Source organism: Superficieibacter sp., from assembly GCF_032071645.1.
Taxonomy (GTDB): domain Bacteria; phylum Pseudomonadota; class Gammaproteobacteria; order Enterobacterales; family Enterobacteriaceae; genus Superficieibacter.
The window spans coordinates 247,544-267,077 of record NZ_DAMAPU010000006.1 but is presented as its reverse complement, the minus strand read 5'-3'; the positions used below and the strand labels follow the sequence as shown (position 1 = coordinate 267,077).

The 19,534-nt window shown below is 55.8% G+C and carries 19 protein-coding genes; 6 read left to right on the top strand and 13 right to left on the bottom strand.

Features of this window, described 5'->3' with window-relative positions; all coding sequences use genetic code 11:
* Positions 1-238 precede the first annotated feature (238 nt).
* Positions 239-1,555 (bottom strand): sn-glycerol-3-phosphate ABC transporter substrate-binding protein UgpB, encoded by a 1,317-nt coding sequence (ugpB, locus tag RT197_RS14110; RefSeq protein WP_312951621.1) that lies wholly within the window; start codon positions 1,553-1,555, stop codon positions 239-241.
* A gap of 315 nt (positions 1,556-1,870) precedes the next feature.
* Here ugpB and RT197_RS14105 point away from each other — a divergent pair, with 315 nt between their 5' ends.
* Positions 1,871-3,286 (top strand): DUF1996 domain-containing protein, encoded by a 1,416-nt coding sequence (locus RT197_RS14105; protein ID WP_312951620.1) that lies wholly within the window; start codon positions 1,871-1,873, stop codon positions 3,284-3,286.
* Between the two features lie 73 nt (positions 3,287-3,359).
* Here the strand turns inward: RT197_RS14105 and livF are convergent, their stop codons facing one another.
* From livF to livK, 5 genes are read right to left on the bottom strand one after another with little or no spacing between them, the layout of a single operon-like run.
* Positions 3,360-4,073 carry a high-affinity branched-chain amino acid ABC transporter ATP-binding protein LivF gene (gene livF / locus RT197_RS14100; RefSeq protein WP_312951619.1) on the bottom strand — a complete coding sequence of 238 codons (714 nt, stop codon included), beginning with the start codon at positions 4,071-4,073 and terminating at the stop codon, positions 3,360-3,362.
* 1 nt (position 4,074) lies between these two features.
* The gene (gene livG / locus RT197_RS14095; RefSeq protein WP_312951617.1) at positions 4,075-4,842 is read right to left on the bottom strand and encodes a high-affinity branched-chain amino acid ABC transporter ATP-binding protein LivG; all 768 of its coding nucleotides are present in this window, start codon (positions 4,840-4,842) and stop codon (positions 4,075-4,077) included.
* Positions 4,839-6,116, bottom strand: coding sequence for a high-affinity branched-chain amino acid ABC transporter permease LivM (locus tag RT197_RS14090; protein WP_312951615.1), 1,278 nt, complete (start codon positions 6,114-6,116; stop codon positions 4,839-4,841). The genes livG and RT197_RS14090 overlap by 4 nt, the downstream gene beginning before the upstream one ends.
* The gene (livH, locus tag RT197_RS14085; protein WP_312951613.1) at positions 6,113-7,039 is read right to left on the bottom strand and encodes a high-affinity branched-chain amino acid ABC transporter permease LivH; all 927 of its coding nucleotides are present in this window, start codon (positions 7,037-7,039) and stop codon (positions 6,113-6,115) included. Before livH ends, RT197_RS14090 begins: the two co-directional genes overlap by 4 nt.
* Before the next feature lie 47 nt (positions 7,040-7,086).
* Positions 7,087-8,196, bottom strand: a complete 1,110-nt coding sequence (gene livK, locus RT197_RS14080; protein ID WP_312951612.1) for a high-affinity branched-chain amino acid ABC transporter substrate-binding protein LivK — start codon at positions 8,194-8,196, stop codon at positions 7,087-7,089.
* 423 nt (positions 8,197-8,619) lie between these two features.
* Here livK and panM point away from each other — a divergent pair, with 423 nt between their 5' ends.
* Entirely contained in the window at positions 8,620-9,006 is a 387-nt protein-coding gene (panM, locus tag RT197_RS14075) for an aspartate 1-decarboxylase autocleavage activator PanM (RefSeq protein WP_312951649.1), read from the top strand.
* 118 nt (positions 9,007-9,124) lie between these two features.
* Here the strand turns inward: panM and RT197_RS14070 are convergent, their stop codons facing one another.
* Positions 9,125-10,423: a Fic family protein gene (locus RT197_RS14070; protein WP_312951610.1), complete on the bottom strand. Its 1,299-nt coding sequence runs from the start codon at positions 10,421-10,423 to the stop codon at positions 9,125-9,127.
* 183 nt (positions 10,424-10,606) lie between these two features.
* Between RT197_RS14070 and RT197_RS14065 the strand changes: the two genes are divergently transcribed.
* Both RT197_RS14065 and RT197_RS14060 read left to right on the top strand, forming a co-directional pair.
* Complete coding sequence (locus tag RT197_RS14065) at positions 10,607-11,086, top strand: GNAT family N-acetyltransferase (RefSeq protein ID WP_312951608.1); 480 nt, start codon at positions 10,607-10,609, stop codon at positions 11,084-11,086.
* Complete coding sequence (locus RT197_RS14060; protein ID WP_312951607.1) at positions 11,083-11,274, top strand: hypothetical protein; 192 nt, start codon at positions 11,083-11,085, stop codon at positions 11,272-11,274. The genes RT197_RS14065 and RT197_RS14060 overlap by 4 nt, the downstream gene beginning before the upstream one ends.
* Position 11,275: 1 nt before the next feature.
* Here RT197_RS14060 and livJ read toward each other — a convergent pair whose 3' ends face one another.
* From livJ to ftsY, 6 genes are all read right to left on the bottom strand, one after another.
* Positions 11,276-12,379, bottom strand: a complete 1,104-nt coding sequence (gene livJ, locus RT197_RS14055) for a branched chain amino acid ABC transporter substrate-binding protein LivJ (RefSeq protein WP_312951605.1) — start codon at positions 12,377-12,379, stop codon at positions 11,276-11,278.
* A gap of 215 nt (positions 12,380-12,594) precedes the next feature.
* A complete protein-coding gene (locus RT197_RS14050; RefSeq protein ID WP_312951603.1) occupies positions 12,595-13,860 on the bottom strand; it encodes a 4-aminobutyrate--2-oxoglutarate transaminase in 1,266 nt (421 codons plus the stop codon).
* Positions 13,861-14,013: 153 nt separating this feature from the next.
* Complete coding sequence (gene rpoH, locus RT197_RS14045; protein ID WP_312951601.1) at positions 14,014-14,868, bottom strand: RNA polymerase sigma factor RpoH; 855 nt, start codon at positions 14,866-14,868, stop codon at positions 14,014-14,016.
* Positions 14,869-15,137: 269 nt separating this feature from the next.
* Positions 15,138-16,196 carry a permease-like cell division protein FtsX gene (gene ftsX, locus RT197_RS14040; protein WP_312951647.1) on the bottom strand — a complete coding sequence of 353 codons (1,059 nt, stop codon included), beginning with the start codon at positions 16,194-16,196 and terminating at the stop codon, positions 15,138-15,140.
* Positions 16,189-16,857: a cell division ATP-binding protein FtsE gene (gene ftsE, locus RT197_RS14035; RefSeq protein WP_312951599.1), complete on the bottom strand. Its 669-nt coding sequence runs from the start codon at positions 16,855-16,857 to the stop codon at positions 16,189-16,191. The genes ftsX and ftsE overlap by 8 nt, the downstream gene beginning before the upstream one ends.
* A 2-nt stretch (positions 16,858-16,859) precedes the next feature.
* A complete protein-coding gene (ftsY, locus tag RT197_RS14030; RefSeq protein ID WP_312951597.1) occupies positions 16,860-18,314 on the bottom strand; it encodes a signal recognition particle-docking protein FtsY in 1,455 nt (484 codons plus the stop codon).
* 261 nt (positions 18,315-18,575) lie between these two features.
* Here ftsY and rsmD point away from each other — a divergent pair, with 261 nt between their 5' ends.
* Positions 18,576-19,172: a 16S rRNA (guanine(966)-N(2))-methyltransferase gene (gene rsmD, locus RT197_RS14025; protein WP_312951595.1), complete on the top strand. Its 597-nt coding sequence runs from the start codon at positions 18,576-18,578 to the stop codon at positions 19,170-19,172.
* The gene (locus tag RT197_RS14020) at positions 19,162-19,434 is read left to right on the top strand and encodes a DUF1145 family protein (RefSeq protein WP_312951594.1); all 273 of its coding nucleotides are present in this window, start codon (positions 19,162-19,164) and stop codon (positions 19,432-19,434) included. The genes rsmD and RT197_RS14020 overlap by 11 nt, the downstream gene beginning before the upstream one ends.
* The last annotated feature ends 100 nt before the right edge of the window (positions 19,435-19,534 follow it).

Below are 19,534 nucleotides of genomic sequence, written 5' to 3'. Positions count from 1 at the left end.
CCCAATTTCACCAGACGCTCCCCCTCTCCCCGGCCCTCTCCCTCGAGGGAGAGGGAGAAAAGCGGCATAGGGGAACTGTAGTAACCCTGTGCCACGGACAGTTCCCTCTCCTGGGGGAGGGGGTCAGGGAGAGGGCGAAAAACTACCCCCGCACCCACCCAATTCACCAGACGCTCCCCCTCTCCCCGGCCCTCTCCCTCGAGGGAGAGGGAGAAAAGCGGCACCAGCAAAAAACCTGTTAACCCTTTGTCGCCTGCTCAAAACGGCGCAGCAGCTGATTCCCGCGTTCAACCGCCGAATCCAGCGCCTGCTGTGGCGTTTTCTTGCCGGTCCACACGCTTTCCAGCTCTTCATCCACGATGGTGCGGATCTGCGGCATATTGCCCAGACGCAGCCCTTTGGTGAACGGCAACGGCGGTTTGTTCAGCATCTGGCGAGTGGCGATATCCGCGCCCGGATTCTTGTCATAAAACCCCTGCTGGCGGGTCAGGTCATACGCGGCTTTAGTGATCGGCAGATAGCCCGTTTTCTGGTGCCACTCGGCGGCGTTTTCCGGCTTCGCCAGGAAATCGAGGAACTCGGCCACGCCTTTGTAAGTGCCCTGATCTTTGCCCTGCATCACCCACAGGCTCGCCCCGCCGATAATGGCGTTCTGCGGCGCGCCTTTCACATCGGCATCGTACGGCATCATGCCCACGCCGTAGTTGAATTTGGCGTAATGACGGATATCCGCCAGCGAGCCGGAAGAAGCCGTGGTGATCGCGCAGTCGCCGTTATAAAACTTCTCGGTCGATTCGTCTTTACGCCCGAAGTAGCTGAAATCCCCTTTTTTATTCAGCTCCTGCAACAGCGCGATATGTTTGACCTGCTCCGGTTTATTGAACTCCAGCACCGCATCAGCGCCGTCAAAACCGTTGTTTTTGGTCGCCACCGGCAGGCCGTGCCAGGCGCTGAAGTTTTCAATCTGGATCCAGCCCTGCCAGCCGCTGGCGTAGCCACACTTCATCCCGGCGGCTTTCAGCTTCGCGGTATACGCCGCCAGATCCTGCCAGGTTTTCGGCGGCTGCTCAGGATCTAAACCCGCCTTTTTGAAGGCGTCCTTGTTGTAGTACAGGACGGGCGTTGAACTGTTAAACGGCTGGGACAGCAGATGCCCGGTTTTAGCGTCGGTGTAGTAACCGGAAACCGTCGGCACGAACTGCGATTCATCGAAGGTAATGCCCGCATCTTTAAATACTTCGTACACCGGTTTGATCGCTTTAGACGCCATCATGGTGGCGGTGCCCACTTCATACACCTGTAACAGCGCCGGGGCGTTACCGGTGCGGAACGCGGCAATACCCGCGCTCAGGCTCTGCTCGTAGTTACCTTTGTACACCGGCACAATTTTGTAATCCGGGTGCGTCTCGTTGAAACGTTGCGCCAGGGAGTCAACTTCTTTACCCAGTTCGCCTTCCATAGAGTGCCAGAACGGAATCGTAGTCACGGCCATCGCGTTGCCCGCAAAAGCCAGTCCCATTGCCAGACCCAAAGCTGTGTATCGTAACGATGTCATTGTCATCTCTCTTATTGTGCCGGAGGCGCGATATCACGCGTTTTATGCTCGCGAGGTAACATGACATGCTCGAATGACAGAAAAATAACTTTTTGATTACAGAGAGATGACGACCAGGCGTCAGCGAGATGGCGAAAGGGTGATGGACAGATGACGACTCCCGGTGCGGATAATTTTTCCCATTCCGTCCGCCAATCCCGGAACCTGGCAAGATAACGCATCTCAACGGGGAAAAATGACCATTGATGATAAGTTGTGATGTCAGCCCTCCGGTTTGTCCGTGCTATTGATGACGTAACTAACCAGGAGATTATCATGACAATTTTACGCAAACTTATCGTTATCAGCGTGTTATCAGGCACTGGCATTGCCAGCGCGCATGCTGCAGAAGGGCAAAGCAATGTGGTTTGTAGCTACCACCACACTGCCGGGGATGACGCCATCATGATGCACGGAATGCCGGGCATGGCGATGTTGCACGACTTCTTCGGCAACACCAGCGTGGATGCGTTTTCTAATTACAACGCGCTGCTGGCGCATCCACAGACGACCTGTGACAACAAATCCGACGCTTCCGCCTACTGGGTGCCGTCGCTGCGTCTGGAGACCGGCGAGCTTCTGAAGCCGTCCTACCAGAAAACGTACTACCAGGCGGACGACGTTGTCGCTCATCCGGTGCAGCCTTTCCCGCCGGGACTGGAACTGCTGGCCGGGGATCACCACGGCAGCAAGCCGCCAAAAAATATCAACTTCCTCTGTGCGGGCCAGCCGGGTTATTTCAACAAAATAGGGCGGGTGTGTACGCCACGCTCGCCGGGCGGTCCGGTACAGTTCAACATCGGTATGCGCTTCCCGAACTGCTGGGATGGCAAAAACCTGCGCCCGGCGGTGGGCAAGCCAAACGCCACCTACGCGGTGAATAACGCCTGTCCGAAGGACTTCCCGGTGAAACTGCCGACCGTTAACCTTAACGCCGTCTGGGTTCTGCCGGGCATGAAGGAGCTGGATACCAGCAAAGTTGGGCTGTCGATGGATCCAGAAATGCACCACGGTCATACCATGGAAAAATGGGGCAATCTCTACACCGCGCACGGCGATTTCATGAATGGCTGGACCGTAGACGGCGCGCGCTTTATGACTGAGCACTGCCTGAACCGGGGCATCCAGTGCGGACTGAAAGTGCCGTTCAGCATGAGCGCCGTCAGCGAGAGCAGCTACGTTGACAGCCGCGCTCCGGCGGCGATCCACGCTCAGGACCCGCAGATGCATATTGTCGATGACTGGACCGGCGCAGGCCGCGAGGTACATCCGCAAAAGATGGCGCTGCTGAAATTCACTATCCCGGCGCTGCCTTCTAACCTGCCGCCGGAAGACGCTGCCCTGTTTAAATACATGGTGCGCCTGCACGGTAAAAACACGACTGATTCGGCCGCCCGTATCCTCCACATTTATGCGGCTGACAACAGCTGGAAGGCCAGCAGCGTCAACTGGGATCATCGTCCGGCAATGACCTACACCTCGGTGGCAACGCTACGCCATGGCAATAAAGAGGACGATCTCTATTTTGACGTGGACAGCTACGTGCGCCAGCAGGCCGCCGCAGGCAACAAAGAAGTGTCATTCTATATTGGCGGTGAGCGCCAGGGACGCGAGTTTGTCTTTGACAGCGCGACGGGCAAAGTGCCGCCGTTGCTGCTGACGGAGGGGACGCGCGAAACACCGCAGCCATAAAAAACGGGGGCTGGCGCCCCCTTTTCTGCTTCAGCAGGCCCGGCACGCATCGCACACCGGGCCTTTTGCCGTACTAGCCACCCAGATAAGCGCTGCGCACCGCTTCGTTCGCCAGCAGCGCATCGCCGGTGTCTTCCAGCACCACGTGACCGTTCTCCAGCACGTAGCCGCGATCCGCGAGCTTCAGCGCCTGGTTAGCGTTCTGCTCGACCAGGAAAATGGTCATGCCCTGCTCACGCAACTGCTCGATAGTATCGAAAATCTGCTGGATGATGATCGGCGCGAGGCCCAGCGAGGGTTCGTCCAGCAGCAGCAGACGCGGCTGGCTCATCAGCGCGCGGCCAATCGCCAGCATCTGCTGCTCACCGCCGGACATCGTCCCCGCCCGCTGGATGCGGCGTTCGTGCAGACGCGGGAAGAGTTCATACACCCATTTGATACGGGTCTGAAACTGGTCGCGGTCGGCGAAAAAGCCGCCCATCGCCAGGTTCTCTTCAACCGTCATGCGGGAGAAAACGCGACGCCCTTCCGGGACAATCGCCACCGCTTCGCGCATGATTTTCGCGGTCTGCCAGTCGGTAATGTCTTTACCGTCAAACACAATCCGCCCGCTGGTGGCGCGCGGATCGCCGCACAGAGTGCCAAGCAACGTGGTTTTCCCCGCGCCGTTCGCGCCGATCAGGGTGACGATTTCCCCCTGATTAATGGTCAGGCTGACGTCGTGCAGCGCCTGGATCTTCCCGTAGTGGGCGCTCACTTTGTCGAAAGATAACATCGTTTTTTCCATCTTATGCCTCACCGAGATACGCGCGGATCACATCCGGGTTATTGCGAATTTGTTCCGGCGTGCCGTTCGCCAGCGGCGTCCCCTGATTGACCACGTAGATGCGATCCGAGATGCCCATGACCAGCTTCATATCGTGCTCAATCAGCAGGATAGTGGTGTTGTGATGGTTGCGCAGCTCGGCAATCAGCTCGTCCAGCTCTTTAGTTTCTTTCGGGTTAAGCCCCGCCGCGGGTTCATCAAGCATCAGGATCTCCGGCTGCGTCACCATGCAGCGGGCGATCTCGAGGCGACGCTGGTCGCCGTAGGCCAGGTTGCTGGCCTGACGGTTAGCGTGCGCTAACAAACCGATGCGCTCCAGCCAGGTGGCGGCGCGGTCCAGCGCTTCGCTCTGCGCGCGGCGGAAGGACGGCGTTTTCAGCAGGCCGGAGAAGACCCCGCTTTTCAGTTGCTGATGCTGCGCCACCAGCAGGTTTTCAATCACCGTCATTTCACGGAACAGGCGCACGTGCTGGAAAGTACGCACCACGCCCATTCGCGCGATTTGCTGGCCCGGCAGCCCTTCAAGATGCTGGTCGCGCAGCATAATGGTGCCGCCGGTCGGTTTATAGAAACCGGTCAGGCAGTTGAAAACGGTGGTTTTCCCCGCGCCGTTGGGGCCAATTAAGGAAACAATCTCCCGGGGATGCAGTTCCAGATTGACGTTATTGACCGCCAGCAGGCCGCCAAAGCGCATCATCAGGCCGTTCACGGATAATAATGGCTGACTCATGCCTGCTCTCCTTTCGCCTGCGCGCTTTTCAGTTTGAGCTGTGGACGCGTCATCGGCAGCAGACCTTCCGGTCGCCAGATCATCATCAGAACCATCAGGCCACCCAGCATTAACATGCTGTATTCATTGAAATCACGCATCAGTTCGCGCGACACCACCAGCAGGACAGCGGCGAGGATCACCGCAAACTGCGATCCCATCCCGCCAAGCACCACAATCGCCAGCACGAAGGCTGATTCGGCAAAGGTGAAGGATTCCGGGCTGACAAAACCCTGGCGCGCGGCAAACAGCGTCCCGGCAAACCCGGCGAACGCGGCGCTGATGGTAAAAGCCGTCAGCTTGATGCGCGTCGGGTTCAGCCCCAGCGAGCGGCAGGCGATTTCATCTTCGCGTAGCGCTTCCCAGGCCCGGCCCAGCGGCATCCGCAGCAGGCGGTTGATCACAAACAGCGAGAAGACCACCAGCAGCAGCGCCACCAGATAGAGGAAAATCACCCGGTCGCTGGGGTCATACTTCAGGCCAAAGAAATTGCTGAAGGTGTCCCAGCCGCCTTCACGCGCGGTGCGGCTGAACTCCAGGCCGAAGAAAGTCGGTTTGGGGATCTGGCTGATCCCGTTCGGGCCACCGGTCACTTCGGTGTTGTTGAGCAGCAGGATACGCACGATCTCGCCAAAGCCTAAGGTGACAATCGCCAGATAGTCACCGCGCAGGCGCAGTACCGGGAAGCCGAGCAGGAAGCCCGCTGCCGCCGAGACCAGCCCTGCCAGCGGCAGGCAAGTCCAGAAACCCAGGCCGTAATAGTGGTTGAGCAGGGCAAACGTATAGGCACCGATGGCGTAGAAGCCGCCGTAGCCCAGCACCAGCAGGCCGGACAGCCCGACCACCACGTTCAGCCCCAGCCCGAGGATGATGTAAATCATGGTCAGGGTGGCGATATCCACCGTCCCGCGCGACACCATAAACGGCCACGCGACGGCGATAACCAGCAGCGCCAGCAGGAACAGCTTCTGTTTGACGGTCGAGCCATCAATCGCAGGCAGCACAAACTTCGGCCCGGAGACGTTTTTCAGCGACTTCTGGAAAACCGGACGCAGTAGCTGGAAGAAAAAGACCACCGCCGTGCCGATGAAAATCCACTGCCAGCGAATATCCGCAGCGGACCCCACCACCAGCTTTGTGCCGTCCAGCTCAAGCTGAACGCCCATAAACACGCCCGCAAGAATAAAGAACATGGCGGCAGAAAGCAGCGCCATCGCAAAATGCATTGGTTTCATACTTTCTCGACCTCCGGGCGACCCAGAATGCCGGTCGGCATCACCAACAGCACCAGAATCAGCAGCGCGAACGACACCACATCTTTATATTCCGTGCTCAGGTAGGCAGAGGAGAGCGCTTCCGCGACGCCAAGGATCAGCCCGCCAATCATCGCGCCAGGAATGCTGCCGATGCCGCCAAGTACCGCTGCGGTGAAGGCTTTCATCCCGGCCATAAAGCCGATATAGGGGTTGATAACGCCGTAGAACTGGCCAAGCAGCACGCCCGCCACCGCCGCCATTGCCGCGCCGATAACAAAGGTCAGCGCAATCACGCGGTCGGTATTAATACCCAGCAGGCTCGCCATTTTGAGATCTTCCGCGCAGGCGCGGCAGGCACGGCCCATGCGCGAGTAGCGGATGAAAATGGTCAGCGCCAGCATCGCGACGAAGGTCACGATCCAGATAACGAGTTGCATCGTGGTAATCGACGCGGTGAAGTTTTCACTACTGCCTATCGTCCACTGGCCGTTAAACAGGCTGGGAAGTGCCACATCGCGTGACCCTTCGGTCAGGCTGACGTAGTTTTGCAGGAAGATTGACATCCCGATGGCGGAGATCAGCGCGATCAGTCGTTTGGAGTTGCGCACCGGGCGATAGGCCACCCGCTCGATACTCCAGCCGTAGGCGCTGGCGATGACAATCGCCCCGACAAACCCTGCGGCCACCAGCAGCCAGCCGGTATCAATGCCCATCATCATTAGCGCGGCGATGATCATAAAGGAGACGTAGCTGCCGATCATATACACCTCGCCGTGGGCGAAGTTGATCATGCCGATAATGCCGTACACCATCGTATACCCGATGGCGATCAGCGCGTAGGTGCTTCCCAGCGTGACGCCGTTAAACATCTGCTGCAAGAAATAGAGAAACTGCTCGGACATAAAGTAACCTTTCTCAACCCGCCCGCGAAACGCGGGCGGTGGGACTATTATTTGGCTGCCGAGGAAGACCCGTCGGCGTGCCACTGGAAGACACCAAACTCAAATCCCTTCAGATCGCCTTTTTCATCCCAGTTCAGCGGCCCAATCACGGTGTTTGCCCCGTGCGCTTTTAAATCTTTCATCAGATCCAGCGGCTGCTGGCTACCGCTGCGATCCAGCGCTGTTGCCAGCGACTGCACGGCGGCGTAAGTGATCCACACGTACGGCCCGCTTGGATCTTTCTTCTCTGCCTTCAGTGCGTTAACGATAGCGCTGTTTGCCGGATCCTGGTCATAGCGTTTTGGCATCGTCACCAGCATGCCTTCCCCGGCATCGCCTGCGATGTTAGACAGCGAAGCGTTGCCGACGCCTTCCGGCCCCATAAACTGGGTTTTCAGGCCGACGGAGCGCGCCTGGCGCAGCATCTGGCCCATTTCCGGGTAGTAGCCGCCGTAATACACGAAGTCGATATTTTCTTTCTTCAGGCGAGCGAGCAGCGCGGAGAAATCTTTTTCGCCTGCGGTAATGCCGTCAAAGAACACCACGTTGGCATTGCCCTTTTTCAGGCCGTCCTGCACCGAACGCGCCAGCCCTTCGCCGTACTGCTGTTTATCGTGGATGATGGCGATACGCTGCGGCTTCACTTTCTCCAGGATATATTTCGCGGCGGTCGGTCCCTGCGAGGAGTCCAGCCCGGCGGTACGCATAATGTACTGATAGCCACGCTGCGTCAGTTCCGGGTTGGTCGCCCCTGGGGTGATCATCAAAATGCCTTCATCTTCATAGATGTCGGAGGCGGGCTGGGTGGAAGAAGAGCACAGGTGCCCGATAACATACTGGATACCATCGTTGACGATTTTGTTCGCCACCGCGACAGCCTGTTTCGGATCGCAGGCGTCGTCATACTCCACGCCCACCAGCTTGTTGCCCTTCACGCCGCCTTTAGCATTGATGTCTTTAATGGCCTGGCGTGCGCCGTTGAACTCCATATCGCCCCATTGCGCGACCGGGCCAGACATTGCCCCGACCACGGCGACTTTGATATCGTCGGCCATTGCTGCGTGTGAGATCGCCAGTGCAACCATCCCTGCCATAACTGTTTTCGCATTCCTTTTCATACTCGTAAATCCCCGTTCATGATGTTGTGTATATATTTTGTTTTTTTATGGTTAAAAAGCATTCTGTACTTTTTATCGGCAGCGCTGTTTTTACCTGTGTGTTTAAGGGTTTAGCGCGGTTTTACGCTGAAAAACAGATTAATTTCTCTATATTTCAGTCTATTAAGCAGAGATAATATTCTGTATTAAGCGCGAGATAAACAAAAAAAGTCCGCGTTACAGCATAAAATAACGACATAATGCACGGAATAAATCACTACCTTTCAGGTTAAAATTCTGCTTATTTTTCGATCCTTAATGTTTCACGCTACCCTTTCCCCCTGTCAAAAATTAATCGCCTGATGAATGAATAAAAAAAGAGAAAGCGTCTGTCGGGAGAAAGTGAGTAAAATCGTTCTACTTTTTGCTTTGGATACGCCGCTGATGAAGCTGACCATCATTCGTTTAGAACACTTTAGCGCCCAGGACCACCTCGACCTGGGTAAAATCTGGCCGGAATATTCTGCCTCATCGTTAAGCGTGGACGAAACCCACCGCATCTACGCGGCCCGGTTTAACGAGCGACTGCTGGGCGCGGTGCGGGTGACGTTAAGCGGTGCCGAGGGCGCGCTGGATTCACTGCGCGTGCGCGACGTTACGCGTCGCCGTGGCGTCGGGCGATATCTGCTGGAGGAGGTGATCCGCCATAACCCAAACGTCCGTGCGTGGTGGATGACGGATATCGGCGTTGAAGACCGGGAGGCTATGGCGGCGTTTATGCAGGCGCTGGGATTCCAGGCGCTGAAAGACGGCTGGGAGCTGACTCGCTAAAGCGCGTCGACAAACAACCCGCGAATGCCAATGGCCTGCGAAGCTGACAGGCTCACTTTCAGCGCATGTAAGCGAGTCGCGACCAGGCACAATTTATTTAAAGCGTTAACAGTCCGCCTCACAACTTCAGAAGGCAAAAATAAATCGTTTGCTGCGCGTTCGCTCTGCGCTCTTCGGCAACGCCCTCGCGAACCAGAGCTTTAAGATCGCTACGCGCCGTGTTGTCCGCGATACCGAGTTGCCCGGCGATCTCCGCTACGGTAAAACCTTTGCCTGCATCACCCAGCATAATGTTCAACAATGTAACCTGTCGCTGCGTCAGGCGCTGTAATGCCCCTGACTCAAAAAGCGTGCGATCGATCCGCGCGCGGCGGCTTATAACAGCGTCGATGTGCTCATAAAATTTATCCAACGCGCGTTTGACGATAGCCATTTGATATTCGAGGAAATACGTTAAATCCATACTATCCGTTTCTGTGTACTGATAGCTGTGAGCATATTTAACCGAAGCCGCGTAAAGCAGGCTACTAATAGAGATATAGCGAAACGCCTCGTATCCCGATTTCAACATAAACCAGTAAAATAACGCGCGTGCGGTTCGCCCGTTGCCATCCCGGAAAGGATGCTCATGGGCAATCATAAAATGCAGGATACAGGCGCGAATAAGCGGATGGATGTAATTTCCCGAGCGGGTATTGATCCAGGTACATACCTTTTCGAGCCGTTCGGGGATCCGTTCTGCCTTAGGCGGTTGGTGAACAATATTGCCGTCATAATCGGCGATGACAATATCGTCTGTTTCTCGCCAATGACCAGGCGTATACTTTTTATCGTCAATGCCCGCCATACCCACCGAATGGAAATGGCGAATCAGCGCCGGGGTCAGAGGCTCATCAAGATGAGCTAAGATTTCACTCATCAGCCTGGCATTGCCGACGATCATTTGTTCACTTTCCGTACGCGGTTTACGTCCCGTTTCCAGCATATTTTTCGCCACCAGCGTGGTGGTATTCGCTCCTTCCAGTTGTGCGCTGGTAATAGCCTCATCAAACTGCAATTGACTTAACAATGTGCCAGTGGCCTGAAGTCTCTGCTGCTGTTGAAGCAGTGCCTGGGTCGTTGCGTATTTGTCTACTCGCTCACAAACCTCTGACATTGGCGAAGTATTGTTGAACCCGGCCTGCTCATCATGCTCGTTGGTATAGTCGAGAAACTGCATTGCGGCATTGCGCGCGCGCCGGGTAAAGCTCCAGGCAAGCGTCGCATTCTGCCCCTTTTTAATGCGAAACTGGAACTCATCCCATGGAAGATAGCGCCCTTTATCATCCACAATACGAGCCCAGGAAGAGTAAGAATCTAATTGCTCACTCGTGATCTGACTTAAAGGAACTAATGCAGGAGGTCGTTTAACTGCCATCGCAAACTATCTCAAAATTTGTTGATATTGAGATAGTTTAACCGCCAGTGGCTGAACAGCAATCTTTTTATCGCATAAAGAACACGATAATAATGAACAGCAAGATTCGAATGACTTGATGAGCAAAGTTGTTGTTGCTTATTATTATGTTAATAATATGTAGCCAACCCTCTGGAAAATCTCATGTTCACAATCAAAACTGACGATCTCTCGCATCCAGCGGTGCAAGCATTAGTGGCATACCATATTTCCGGCATGCTGGAACAGTCTCCACCAGAAAGCAGCCATGCTCTGGATGTTCAAAAACTGCGTGATCCGGCAGTAATATTTTGGTCAGCATGGGAAGGAGAACAACTGGCGGGGATTGGCGCGCTGAAAATGCTGGATGATGAACATGGTGAGCTGAAATCAATGCGTACCGCGCCAGATTTTTTGCGCCGTGGTGTAGCGAACCAGTTTTTACTGCATATATTGCAGGTTGCGCATGTTAAAGGTCTGCAGCGTCTGAGTTTAGAGACGGGGACACAGCCAGGGTTTGCGGCCTGCCATCAACTTTATCTCAAACACGGTTTTGTTGACTGCGAGCCGTTTGCTGATTATCAGCCTGATCCAAACAGCCGTTTTATGACGTTAGTGTTATGCCAGAAAGATAAATCGTCATGACTAACGCCCTGCCGCAAGCGGGCGGCAGTCGGAATGCTGAGGGCAAAAGCACCAGGTTACGCACCATTGACGTATATATTGATAGCCAGAGGAAAAAGCCGGGGGCGACTGCGCCTGACCCGGCTACGTTTTTTGACATTTTCCAGGGAATGACCGACCGGATAAGCGCCAGCGCCACCCGGCACTGAATTACTTCGCGTCGGTCGCTGTACCGTTCGCGTGCCAGTCGAACACGCCGAATTCAAAACCTTTCAGATCGCCCTTCTCGTCCCAGGTCAACGGGCCCATTACCGTCTCGACTTTATTCGCCTTCAGGTATTTAGCGATTTCAGCCGGATCGTCAGACTGATTCAGGCCCGCCTGTAAGGATTGCAGGGCGGCGTAAGTGGTCCAGACGAATGCGCCGCTCGGATCCTGTTTTTTGCCTTTGATAGCATCCACAATCGGTTTGTTTGCCGGAACCTGATCGTAGTTCTTCGGCTTAGTCACCAGCATCCCTTCAGCAGATTCACCGGCAATGTTAGACAGCGACACGTTCGCTACGCCTTCCGGTCCCATAAACTGGGTTTTCAGGCCAGCAGCGCGCGCCTGACGCAGGATCTGCCCCATTTCCGGGTGATAACCGCCGTAGTAAACGAAATCGATGTTTTCTTTCTTCAGACGCGCCACCAGCGTGGAGAAGTCTTTTTCGCCTGCGGTGATACCGTCAAAGAACACCACGTTGGCATTGCCTTTCTTCAGGCCGTCCTGCACCGCGCGGGCCAGGCCTTCGCCGTACTGCTGTTTGTCGTGAACGATAGCGATGCGCTGTGGCTTCACTTTATCGAGAATATATTTCGCAGCGGTCGGCCCCTGATCGGAGTCCAGACCGGTAGTGCGCAGGATCAGCTTGTAGCCGCGTGCGGTCAATTCCGGCGCGGTCGCAGCCGGGGTGATCATCAGAATGCCTTCGTCTTCATAGATGTCAGAAGCGGGCTGGGTGGAGGATGAGCACAGGTGGCCGATCACGTATTTGATACCGTCGTTAACCACTTTGTTCGCGACCGCCACCGCCTGTTTCGGGTCGCAGGCATCGTCATATTTCACGATGGTCAGCTTGTTGCCCTTCACGCCGCCTTTGGCGTTAATATCCGCGACCGCCTGCTCTGCACCGGTAAATTCCTGGTCGCCGTACTGCGCTACCGGGCCAGACATTGCGCCGACAACGGCAACTTTAATATCTTCAGCCAGCGCCATGTTGCTTAAAGACAGCGCGATACATCCTGCCAGTAACGCTTTACCCTTCATTTTCATCCTGAGATTCCCCATTATTGCGGTTATTACGTGTGTTGTGATGTTGTTATGCGACACATTATTTTGATTATCAGAGAGCCGACCGTGTCTTTTCAGCATTCTATGCTAAAACATACCCCATTTTTATGGTTTTGGAATAGCTAATTTATCAGGGGAATAAGAAGCCTGTGACGGAAGCCCCGGCAACCATTACGCCGCCGGGGAGACCAGGCGGGCTAACGGGTGAGCGCCCGGCGGATAATGTCCAGCGCGGTACGGAACTGCGCGTCCGGGATAGTGAGCGGATAGAGGAAGCGGATCACGTTGCCGTAAACGCCGCAGCTGAGCAGCAAAAGCCCTTCTGCCAGCGCGGCGTCCAGCACCTGGCGGGTAAATTCCGCCGATGGCTCGCCGGTATGCGGATCGTTAAATTCCACCGCCACCATCGAGCCCTGGGCGCGGACATCCGCAATGTAAGCGCACGACGACCGGGCGTTGTTCAGCACTTCCACCAGATGCGCGCCCAGTTCGCGGGCGCGTTTGCACAGATGCTCGTCGTCAATGACGTCCAGCACCGCGTGCGCTGCCGCCACCGCCAGCGGATTACCCGCATAGGTGCCGCCCAGCCCGCCTGCTGCGGGCGCGTCCATCACCTCCGCCCGTCCGGCAACCGCCGACAGCGGCATTCCGCCCGCCAGACTTTTCGCCATCGTGATCAGATCGGCTTTTGCCGGGTAATATTCCATGGCGAACAATTTGCCGGTGCGGGCGAAACCGCTCTGCACTTCGTCGGCGATCAGTAAAATACCGTGGGTGTCACACAGGTCACGCAGCGCCTGAATAAATTCAACCGGGGCAATGTTAAAACCGCCCTCGCCCTGAACCGGCTCCAGAATGATGGCCGCCACCTGATCCGCCGCGATATCTGCTTTAAAAATGCGCTCCAGGCTTTTCAGGGCGTCCGCGGTGGTTATGCCGTGCAGCGCATTCGGGTAAAGCGCGTGGTAAACCGATCCGGGGAAGGGGCCAAAACCCGTTTTGTAAGGCGCGACTTTGCCGGTCAGGGCGAGCGTCATGGAGGTGCGACCATGAAAGCCGCCGCCAAAAGCGATAATCCCCGGACGGCGGGTATAAGCGCGCGCTATTTTTACCGCGTTTTCTACCGCCTCTGCACCGGTGGTAAAGAAGGCGGTTTTCGCCGGGCCGTCAACCGGCACGCGTTCGTTGATCCGCTCTGCCAGCGAAATATAGCTTTCATAAGGAACGATTTGATAAGCAGTATGGGTAAATGCCTGAAGCTGTTTTTCAATGGCGGCGATGATTCTGGGATGGCGATGGCCGGTATTCAGCACGGCAATACCCGCAGCAAAATCAATGACTTCTTTACCGGTGATATCCCAGAGCGTCGCGTTCTCCGCCCGCTCGGCGTAAAAACCACACATGACGCCAATCCCGCGCGGCGTCGCCTGTAAACGCCGCTGATTAAGTGACTCATTACTCACGATAATCTCTCCCCCGAAACGAAATAACCCTGAAGTAATTGTTTGCCATAGCGCGTATTTACGCCAGCGGTTGTGGGGAGTCAGGCAGAGGAAAGAATTATGACGGGGCAGGAAAACAAAAACCCCCGGATTTTCATCCAGGGGTTTACAGGATCACGCTTCGATAGCAGCGCGAAGTTTTTTCATCGCATTCTTTTCAAGCTGGCGCACACGCTCGGCGGAAACGCCGTAATGGTCGGCCAGCTCCTGGAGCGTTGACTTGTTATCTTCATCCAGCCAGCGGGCGCGGATGATAGCCTGGCTGCGCTCGTCGAGACCCTGCATAGCATCGGTCAGCTTGTTGGCGGCCTGCTCTTCCCAGTTGTCATCTTCAATGCCGTCGGCAAAGTTAGAGGACTTATCCTGGAGAAACAGTACCGGTGCCATCGGCTGGCTGTCGGATTCGTCGTCAGAGGACATATCAAAGGTCATGTCCTGCGCCGCCATGCGGGATTCCATCTCGCGAACGTCTTTACTGGAAACGCCCAGTTCACGCGCTACCATTTCCACTTCATCCTGGTTAAACCAGCCCAGACGCTGCTTGGTTTTACGCAGGTTAAAAAACAGCTTGCGCTGTGCTTTGGTGGTGGCGACCTTCACGATACGCCAGTTACGCAGCACGTATTCATGAATTTCGGCTTTGATCCAGTGTACGGCGAATGAAACCAGGCGCACGCCCACTTCAGGGTTAAAACGGCGTACGGCTTTCATCAAACCGATATTGCCTTCCTGAATCAGGTCTGCCTGCGGCAGGCCATAGCCCGAATAGTTACGAGCAATATGAACAACAAAGCGCAGGTGTGACAGGATCAGCGTCTTAGCTGCTTCCAGATCGCCCTGGTAATGCAGCTTTTCAGCGAGCGCCCGCTCTTCATCGGCCGTTAACATCGGCCATGCGTTCGCAGCCCGGATATAGGATTCCAGGTTACCAACAGGGGCTAAAGCTAAATTTTGCATTTCTTTGGTCATTCAAATCCTCTCAATATACTGCTTACTGGTAGCGGCTTGCCCTGCAATACAGCAACAAACGTGCCAGCGCTTATGAGCAACGAGAATATCATCCACTCTTTTATCAGACCGTGATTTTATCCACAAGTTCCATGCAACCGTGTGAATAGATTACGCACAAAATGTGACATCAGGTCGAAGATTCAGGCAAGGGAAAACGGACGGGATGGGTGACGCTTCCCCTGCACAGGGAACATTGCATTGCAGGGGAAGAGTATATCAGAAATTTATTAGTCAGGCGTAAAGTGACGTAAATGTTGCACAGTTGCCAGCCAGGCCGCCACCCAGCCAATCATGGAGCAGACCAACAGCAGCAGCAGACACTCGTCAAACGACAGGCCGCTTAGCGCAAACTGGGTGCCGAAGACTTTCGCCACTTCCGTGACCGCTGACGACAGCCGCATAACGAGGATTTCCGACAGGATCAGCGACAGCAGCGCGCCGGAAAAGCCTAACACCGCCCCGCCATACAGGAACGGACGCAGAATGAAACCATCCGTCGCGCCAATCAGTTTCTGCACGTTAATGGTGTCGCGGCGGGCAAAAATGCTCAGCCGCACGCTGTTACCGATGACGAGGAATACCGCCGCCACCATCAGCACGCCAATCATCGCCGATACGCGCCCTACCAGCCCGGTTAAGGAAGCCAGCCGCGCAAACCAGCTATCGTCCATACGCACTTCATCCACGCCCTGCACCCGGCTGACGCGGTCGCGCAGGGTATTAAGCGAGTCGGTGCTCTGAAAATCCAGTTTCGGGATCACTACCGCCACGGCGGGTAGCGGGTTCTCTTCCAGCATATCCAGCGCGCCGCCGAAGCCTGACCAGTTACGGAACTCGCCTAATGCTTCCTCGCGCGACAGATAGTTCACCTTCTCAACGCCCTGTTCCGCCTGAAGCTGCCCGACCACGCGGGCCGCCGCATCGTCATCCAGCGTTTTTTCCAGATAAACCGTGATTTGCGGGGAAGGATAATACTGCGCCGCCGCTTCGCTGACGTTTTTGTACACCATATAGCAGACGCTCGGCAGCGTCAGCGAGATGGCGATCACCATCACGGTGAGGAACGTCGCAAACGGTTTGCTTTTAAGATCCTGTACCGCGCCGTGCCAGGCGTAACGTACCTGTTCGTTGAACACGTTGGTTTTACGCGAAGCGGGCTTTGGCGCGGGCTTGCCGCGTTTTGGCGCACCGCGATGCCCTTCGCCCTGCGCGCCCTGCGGCTTACGGAAGCGGTCAAACCGGTTGCCAAACTGCCTGATATGATCCACAGCGTCGCGTTTATTCACCGTGATGGCCTCCATGCAAATGTCCGTCGCTTAACGTCAGCATCGGGTACGAACGACGGGAAATCAGCCCGAGATCGTGCGATGCCATCAGCACCGTAACGCCGACGCGGTTAAACTCCTCAAACAACCGTAAGATCCCTTCTGACAGTGCGTCATCCAGGTTCCCGGTTGGTTCATCGGCCAGCAGCACCGCAGGCTTATTCACCACTGCACGGGCGATCCCCACCCGCTGCTGTTCCCCGCCGGAAAGCTGGATCGGAAAGTTTTTCGCTTTATCAAGCAGCCCGACTTTATCAAGCGCTGCCGAGACGCGACGACGAATGTCATCGCCGCTGGCACCGGCAATAATCAGCGGGATAGCCACGTTATCAAACACCGTGCGATCCATCAGCAAATGGTGATCCTGAAAGATCATGCCGATTTGCCGACGCAAAAACGGCACTTCGCGGTTCTTAAGACGACTGATGTCGTGACCGCTAAAGTAAATTTTCCCGGCGCTGGGCCGCTCGATGCCACAGATCAGCTTTAGCAGGGTACTTTTCCCTGCGCCGGAGTGCCCGGTCAGGAAGGCCATCTCGCCCTGTTGCAGGTGAAAAGTCACTCCCTGCAACGCTTGTCTCCCACCGAGATAGGCTTTGCTGACGTGTTCAAAGCGAATCATTATTAGTCCTCTCGGGCAAAAAGTGCCTCAATAAAATCGCCCGCATTAAACGGACGCAAGTCCTCTATACGTTCACCGACGCCGATGTAGCGAATCGGGATCGTAAACTGGTCGGCGACTGAGAAGATCACCCCACCTTTAGCGGTGCCGTCCAGTTTGGTCAGCGTGATGCCGGTCAGCCCCACGGCTTCATGGAACAGTCTGGTCTGACTTATCGCGTTCTGTCCGGTGCTCGCATCAATCGTCAGCATGACCTCATGCGGCGCATCGACATCAAGCTTTTTCATCACGCGGACAATTTTCTTTAACTCTTCCATCAGGTGCGCTTTGTTCTGCAAACGCCCGGCGGTGTCGGCAATCAGTACGTCCACGTGACGCGCTTTTGCCGCCTGGATGGCGTCGAAGATCACCGAAGCGGAGTCCGCGCCCGTATGCTGGGCAATGACCGGAATATTGTTCCGCTGGCCCCACACCTGAAGCTGCTCAACGGCCGCCGCGCGGAAAGTATCGCCCGCCGCCAGCATGACCGATTTACCCTGCTGCTCAAACTGACGCGCCAGTTTGCCGATGGTGGTGGTTTTACCGACGCCGTTGACGCCAACCATCAAAATCACAAACGGCGTTTTCCCTTCAATATTAAGCGGTTCGTCCACTTTTGCGAGGATTTCGCTCATTTCTTCTTTCAGCAGACCGTATAACGCTTCGGCATCTCGTAACTGCTTGCGGCTTGCGCCTTCGGTCAGATTAGCGATGATTTTACGGGTCGTTTCCACGCCGACATCGGCAATAAGAAGCTGTTCTTCCAGCTCCTCAAACAGATCATCATCGATTTTCTTGCCACGGAACAGACTGATAAATCCGGAACCGAGATTTTCTTTGGTCTTGACCAGGCTGCGCTTAAGGCGCGCAAAGAAGCCCTCTTTGGTCGGTTTTTCCTGCTCCTGAACGGGCGCGGCATCGTCAACCGGGACAACCAGCACGGCCTCTTCCGCCGCTTCGGCGGCCAGCGCGTCCAGTTCTTCGTCGCTAATCGGTGCGTCTTCCGCTACTACCGGCTCTTCTTCGCGTATCCACTCTTCCGGCTCAGCGTCTGCTGGAGTGAGTTCTTCGGCCAGTGGCAGCTCTTCACGCTCAATGATGACGGCGGGTTCAGGCTCGGCGATAACTTCAGGTTCGGTAACCACTTCAGGCTCGGCAGCCACTTCTGGCTCAGTGATGATTTCCGGCTCTGCAACCGCTTCAGGCTGCGCGCTTTCCGCCACCTGCTCCGTGACCTCAACAACCTCAGCGGCAAACGCCTCTGATTCCGCCTCGCTGTGCGGTGGTTGTTCAGGCGCGCCTTCTTCCGCTACCGGCTGCTGTTCTTCAAGCTTCTGCTCGTTTTCAGCGTCTTGCGCCTCTTCTTTTTGACCAAAGCCCAGCCAGGAAAAAAAGCCACGTTTTTTCTCTTTCGCCATTTGCGACCACACTCCCCGCTGTTAATTCATTGCTCAGCCCCGTTATCGGATGACGGGCGCTGAAAATCAGGATGAAATTCGTTGCCTAGTCTATCACTTAACTTAACTCGCATCACCGCCTGCGGAATAAGGTTTCACCGCAGACGCCGCATCGTTATACACTTCACACCTCAGGCTGCCTCTGCGCTGGCTCCGCCCGCTCGCCGCCTGAGTGATTTTGTGTACAGAATAGCAGGCTAAATGAGTGAGCAGAGCAACAAGATGAAGAAACCTAACCACGCAGGCAGCGGGCAAATCCGCATCATTGGCGGACAGTGGCGGGGCCGGAAATTACCGGTTCCAGACAGTCCAGGCCTGCGTCCCACCACCGACCGGGTTCGGGAAACGTTATTTAACTGGCTGGCTCCGTCGATGGTTGATGCCCGCTGCCTCGACTGTTTCGCCGGAAGCGGCGCGCTGGGGCTGGAAGCGCTGTCACGTTACGCCGCAAGCGCCACGCTGCTGGAAATGGAGCGCGGCGTGGCCCAGCAGCTACAGAAAAATCTTGCTACCCTGAAGGCCACTCATGGCCGGGTGGAAATCACCAACACGCTCGCTTTCCTTAACCAGCCCGGCACCGCGCACGATATCGTCTTTGTCGATCCGCCTTTTCGCAAAGGATTACTGGAAGAGACGCTGACCCTGCTGGAGCGCAACGGCTGGCTGGCAGATGAAGCGCTGATTTATGTGGAAAGCGAAGTTGAGAACGGTTTGCCGCCGGTTCCGGCACGCTGGCAGCTCCACCGCGAAAAAGTGGCAGGCCAGGTGGCGTACCGCCTGTACCGTCGCGAAGAACAAGGAGAACAGGATGTTAATTAATCTTGGGCGCTTGCTGATGCTGTGCGTATGGGCATTTTTATTGCTCAACATCGTACAGCCTTTCCCGCGTCCGCTGAATATTTTCGTCAACGTGGCGCTGATTTTTATGGTGCTGATGCACGGTCTGCAAATGGCGTTACTGAACGCCACGCAGCCGAAAGATGGCCCGCAACTGACCCGCGCACAGAAGACGCGCATCTTCCTGTTTGGCGTTTTTGAACTGCTTGCCTGGCAGAAAAAACTGAAGCAGCAAAAAAAATGAGCGGCCTGCGGGCGTTGTCATCTCCCGGCGCGAGACACTACACTGATTAACAGGGCTGCGGGCGTAATGCCCGCGCAATAATAGCGAATTCAAGGAATTA

What these genes read in the sequence shown, in the direction of transcription:
- ugpB (WP_312951621.1), bottom strand. Translation starts at nt 1,555, where the DNA reads ATGACATCGTTACGATACACAGCTTTGGGTCTGGCAATGGGACTGGCT.
- RT197_RS14105 (WP_312951620.1), top strand. Translation starts at nt 1,871, where the DNA reads ATGACAATTTTACGCAAACTTATCGTTATCAGCGTGTTATCAGGCACT.
- livF (WP_312951619.1), bottom strand. Translation starts at nt 4,073, where the DNA reads ATGGAAAAAACGATGTTATCTTTCGACAAAGTGAGCGCCCACTACGGG.
- livG (WP_312951617.1), bottom strand. Translation starts at nt 4,842, where the DNA reads ATGAGTCAGCCATTATTATCCGTGAACGGCCTGATGATGCGCTTTGGC.
- RT197_RS14090 (WP_312951615.1), bottom strand. Translation starts at nt 6,116, where the DNA reads ATGAAACCAATGCATTTTGCGATGGCGCTGCTTTCTGCCGCCATGTTC.
- livH (WP_312951613.1), bottom strand. Translation starts at nt 7,039, where the DNA reads ATGTCCGAGCAGTTTCTCTATTTCTTGCAGCAGATGTTTAACGGCGTC.
- livK (WP_312951612.1), bottom strand. Translation starts at nt 8,196, where the DNA reads ATGAAAAGGAATGCGAAAACAGTTATGGCAGGGATGGTTGCACTGGCG.
- panM (WP_312951649.1), top strand. Translation starts at nt 8,620, where the DNA reads ATGAAGCTGACCATCATTCGTTTAGAACACTTTAGCGCCCAGGACCAC.
- RT197_RS14070 (WP_312951610.1), bottom strand. Translation starts at nt 10,423, where the DNA reads ATGGCAGTTAAACGACCTCCTGCATTAGTTCCTTTAAGTCAGATCACG.
- RT197_RS14065 (WP_312951608.1), top strand. Translation starts at nt 10,607, where the DNA reads ATGTTCACAATCAAAACTGACGATCTCTCGCATCCAGCGGTGCAAGCA.
- RT197_RS14060 (WP_312951607.1), top strand. Translation starts at nt 11,083, where the DNA reads ATGACTAACGCCCTGCCGCAAGCGGGCGGCAGTCGGAATGCTGAGGGC.
- livJ (WP_312951605.1), bottom strand. Translation starts at nt 12,379, where the DNA reads ATGAAAATGAAGGGTAAAGCGTTACTGGCAGGATGTATCGCGCTGTCT.
- rpoH (WP_312951601.1), bottom strand. Translation starts at nt 14,868, where the DNA reads ATGACCAAAGAAATGCAAAATTTAGCTTTAGCCCCTGTTGGTAACCTG.
- ftsE (WP_312951599.1), bottom strand. Translation starts at nt 16,857, where the DNA reads ATGATTCGCTTTGAACACGTCAGCAAAGCCTATCTCGGTGGGAGACAA.
- ftsY (WP_312951597.1), bottom strand. Translation starts at nt 18,314, where the DNA reads ATGGCGAAAGAGAAAAAACGTGGCTTTTTTTCCTGGCTGGGCTTTGGT.
- rsmD (WP_312951595.1), top strand. Translation starts at nt 18,576, where the DNA reads ATGAAGAAACCTAACCACGCAGGCAGCGGGCAAATCCGCATCATTGGC.
- RT197_RS14020 (WP_312951594.1), top strand. Translation starts at nt 19,162, where the DNA reads ATGTTAATTAATCTTGGGCGCTTGCTGATGCTGTGCGTATGGGCATTT.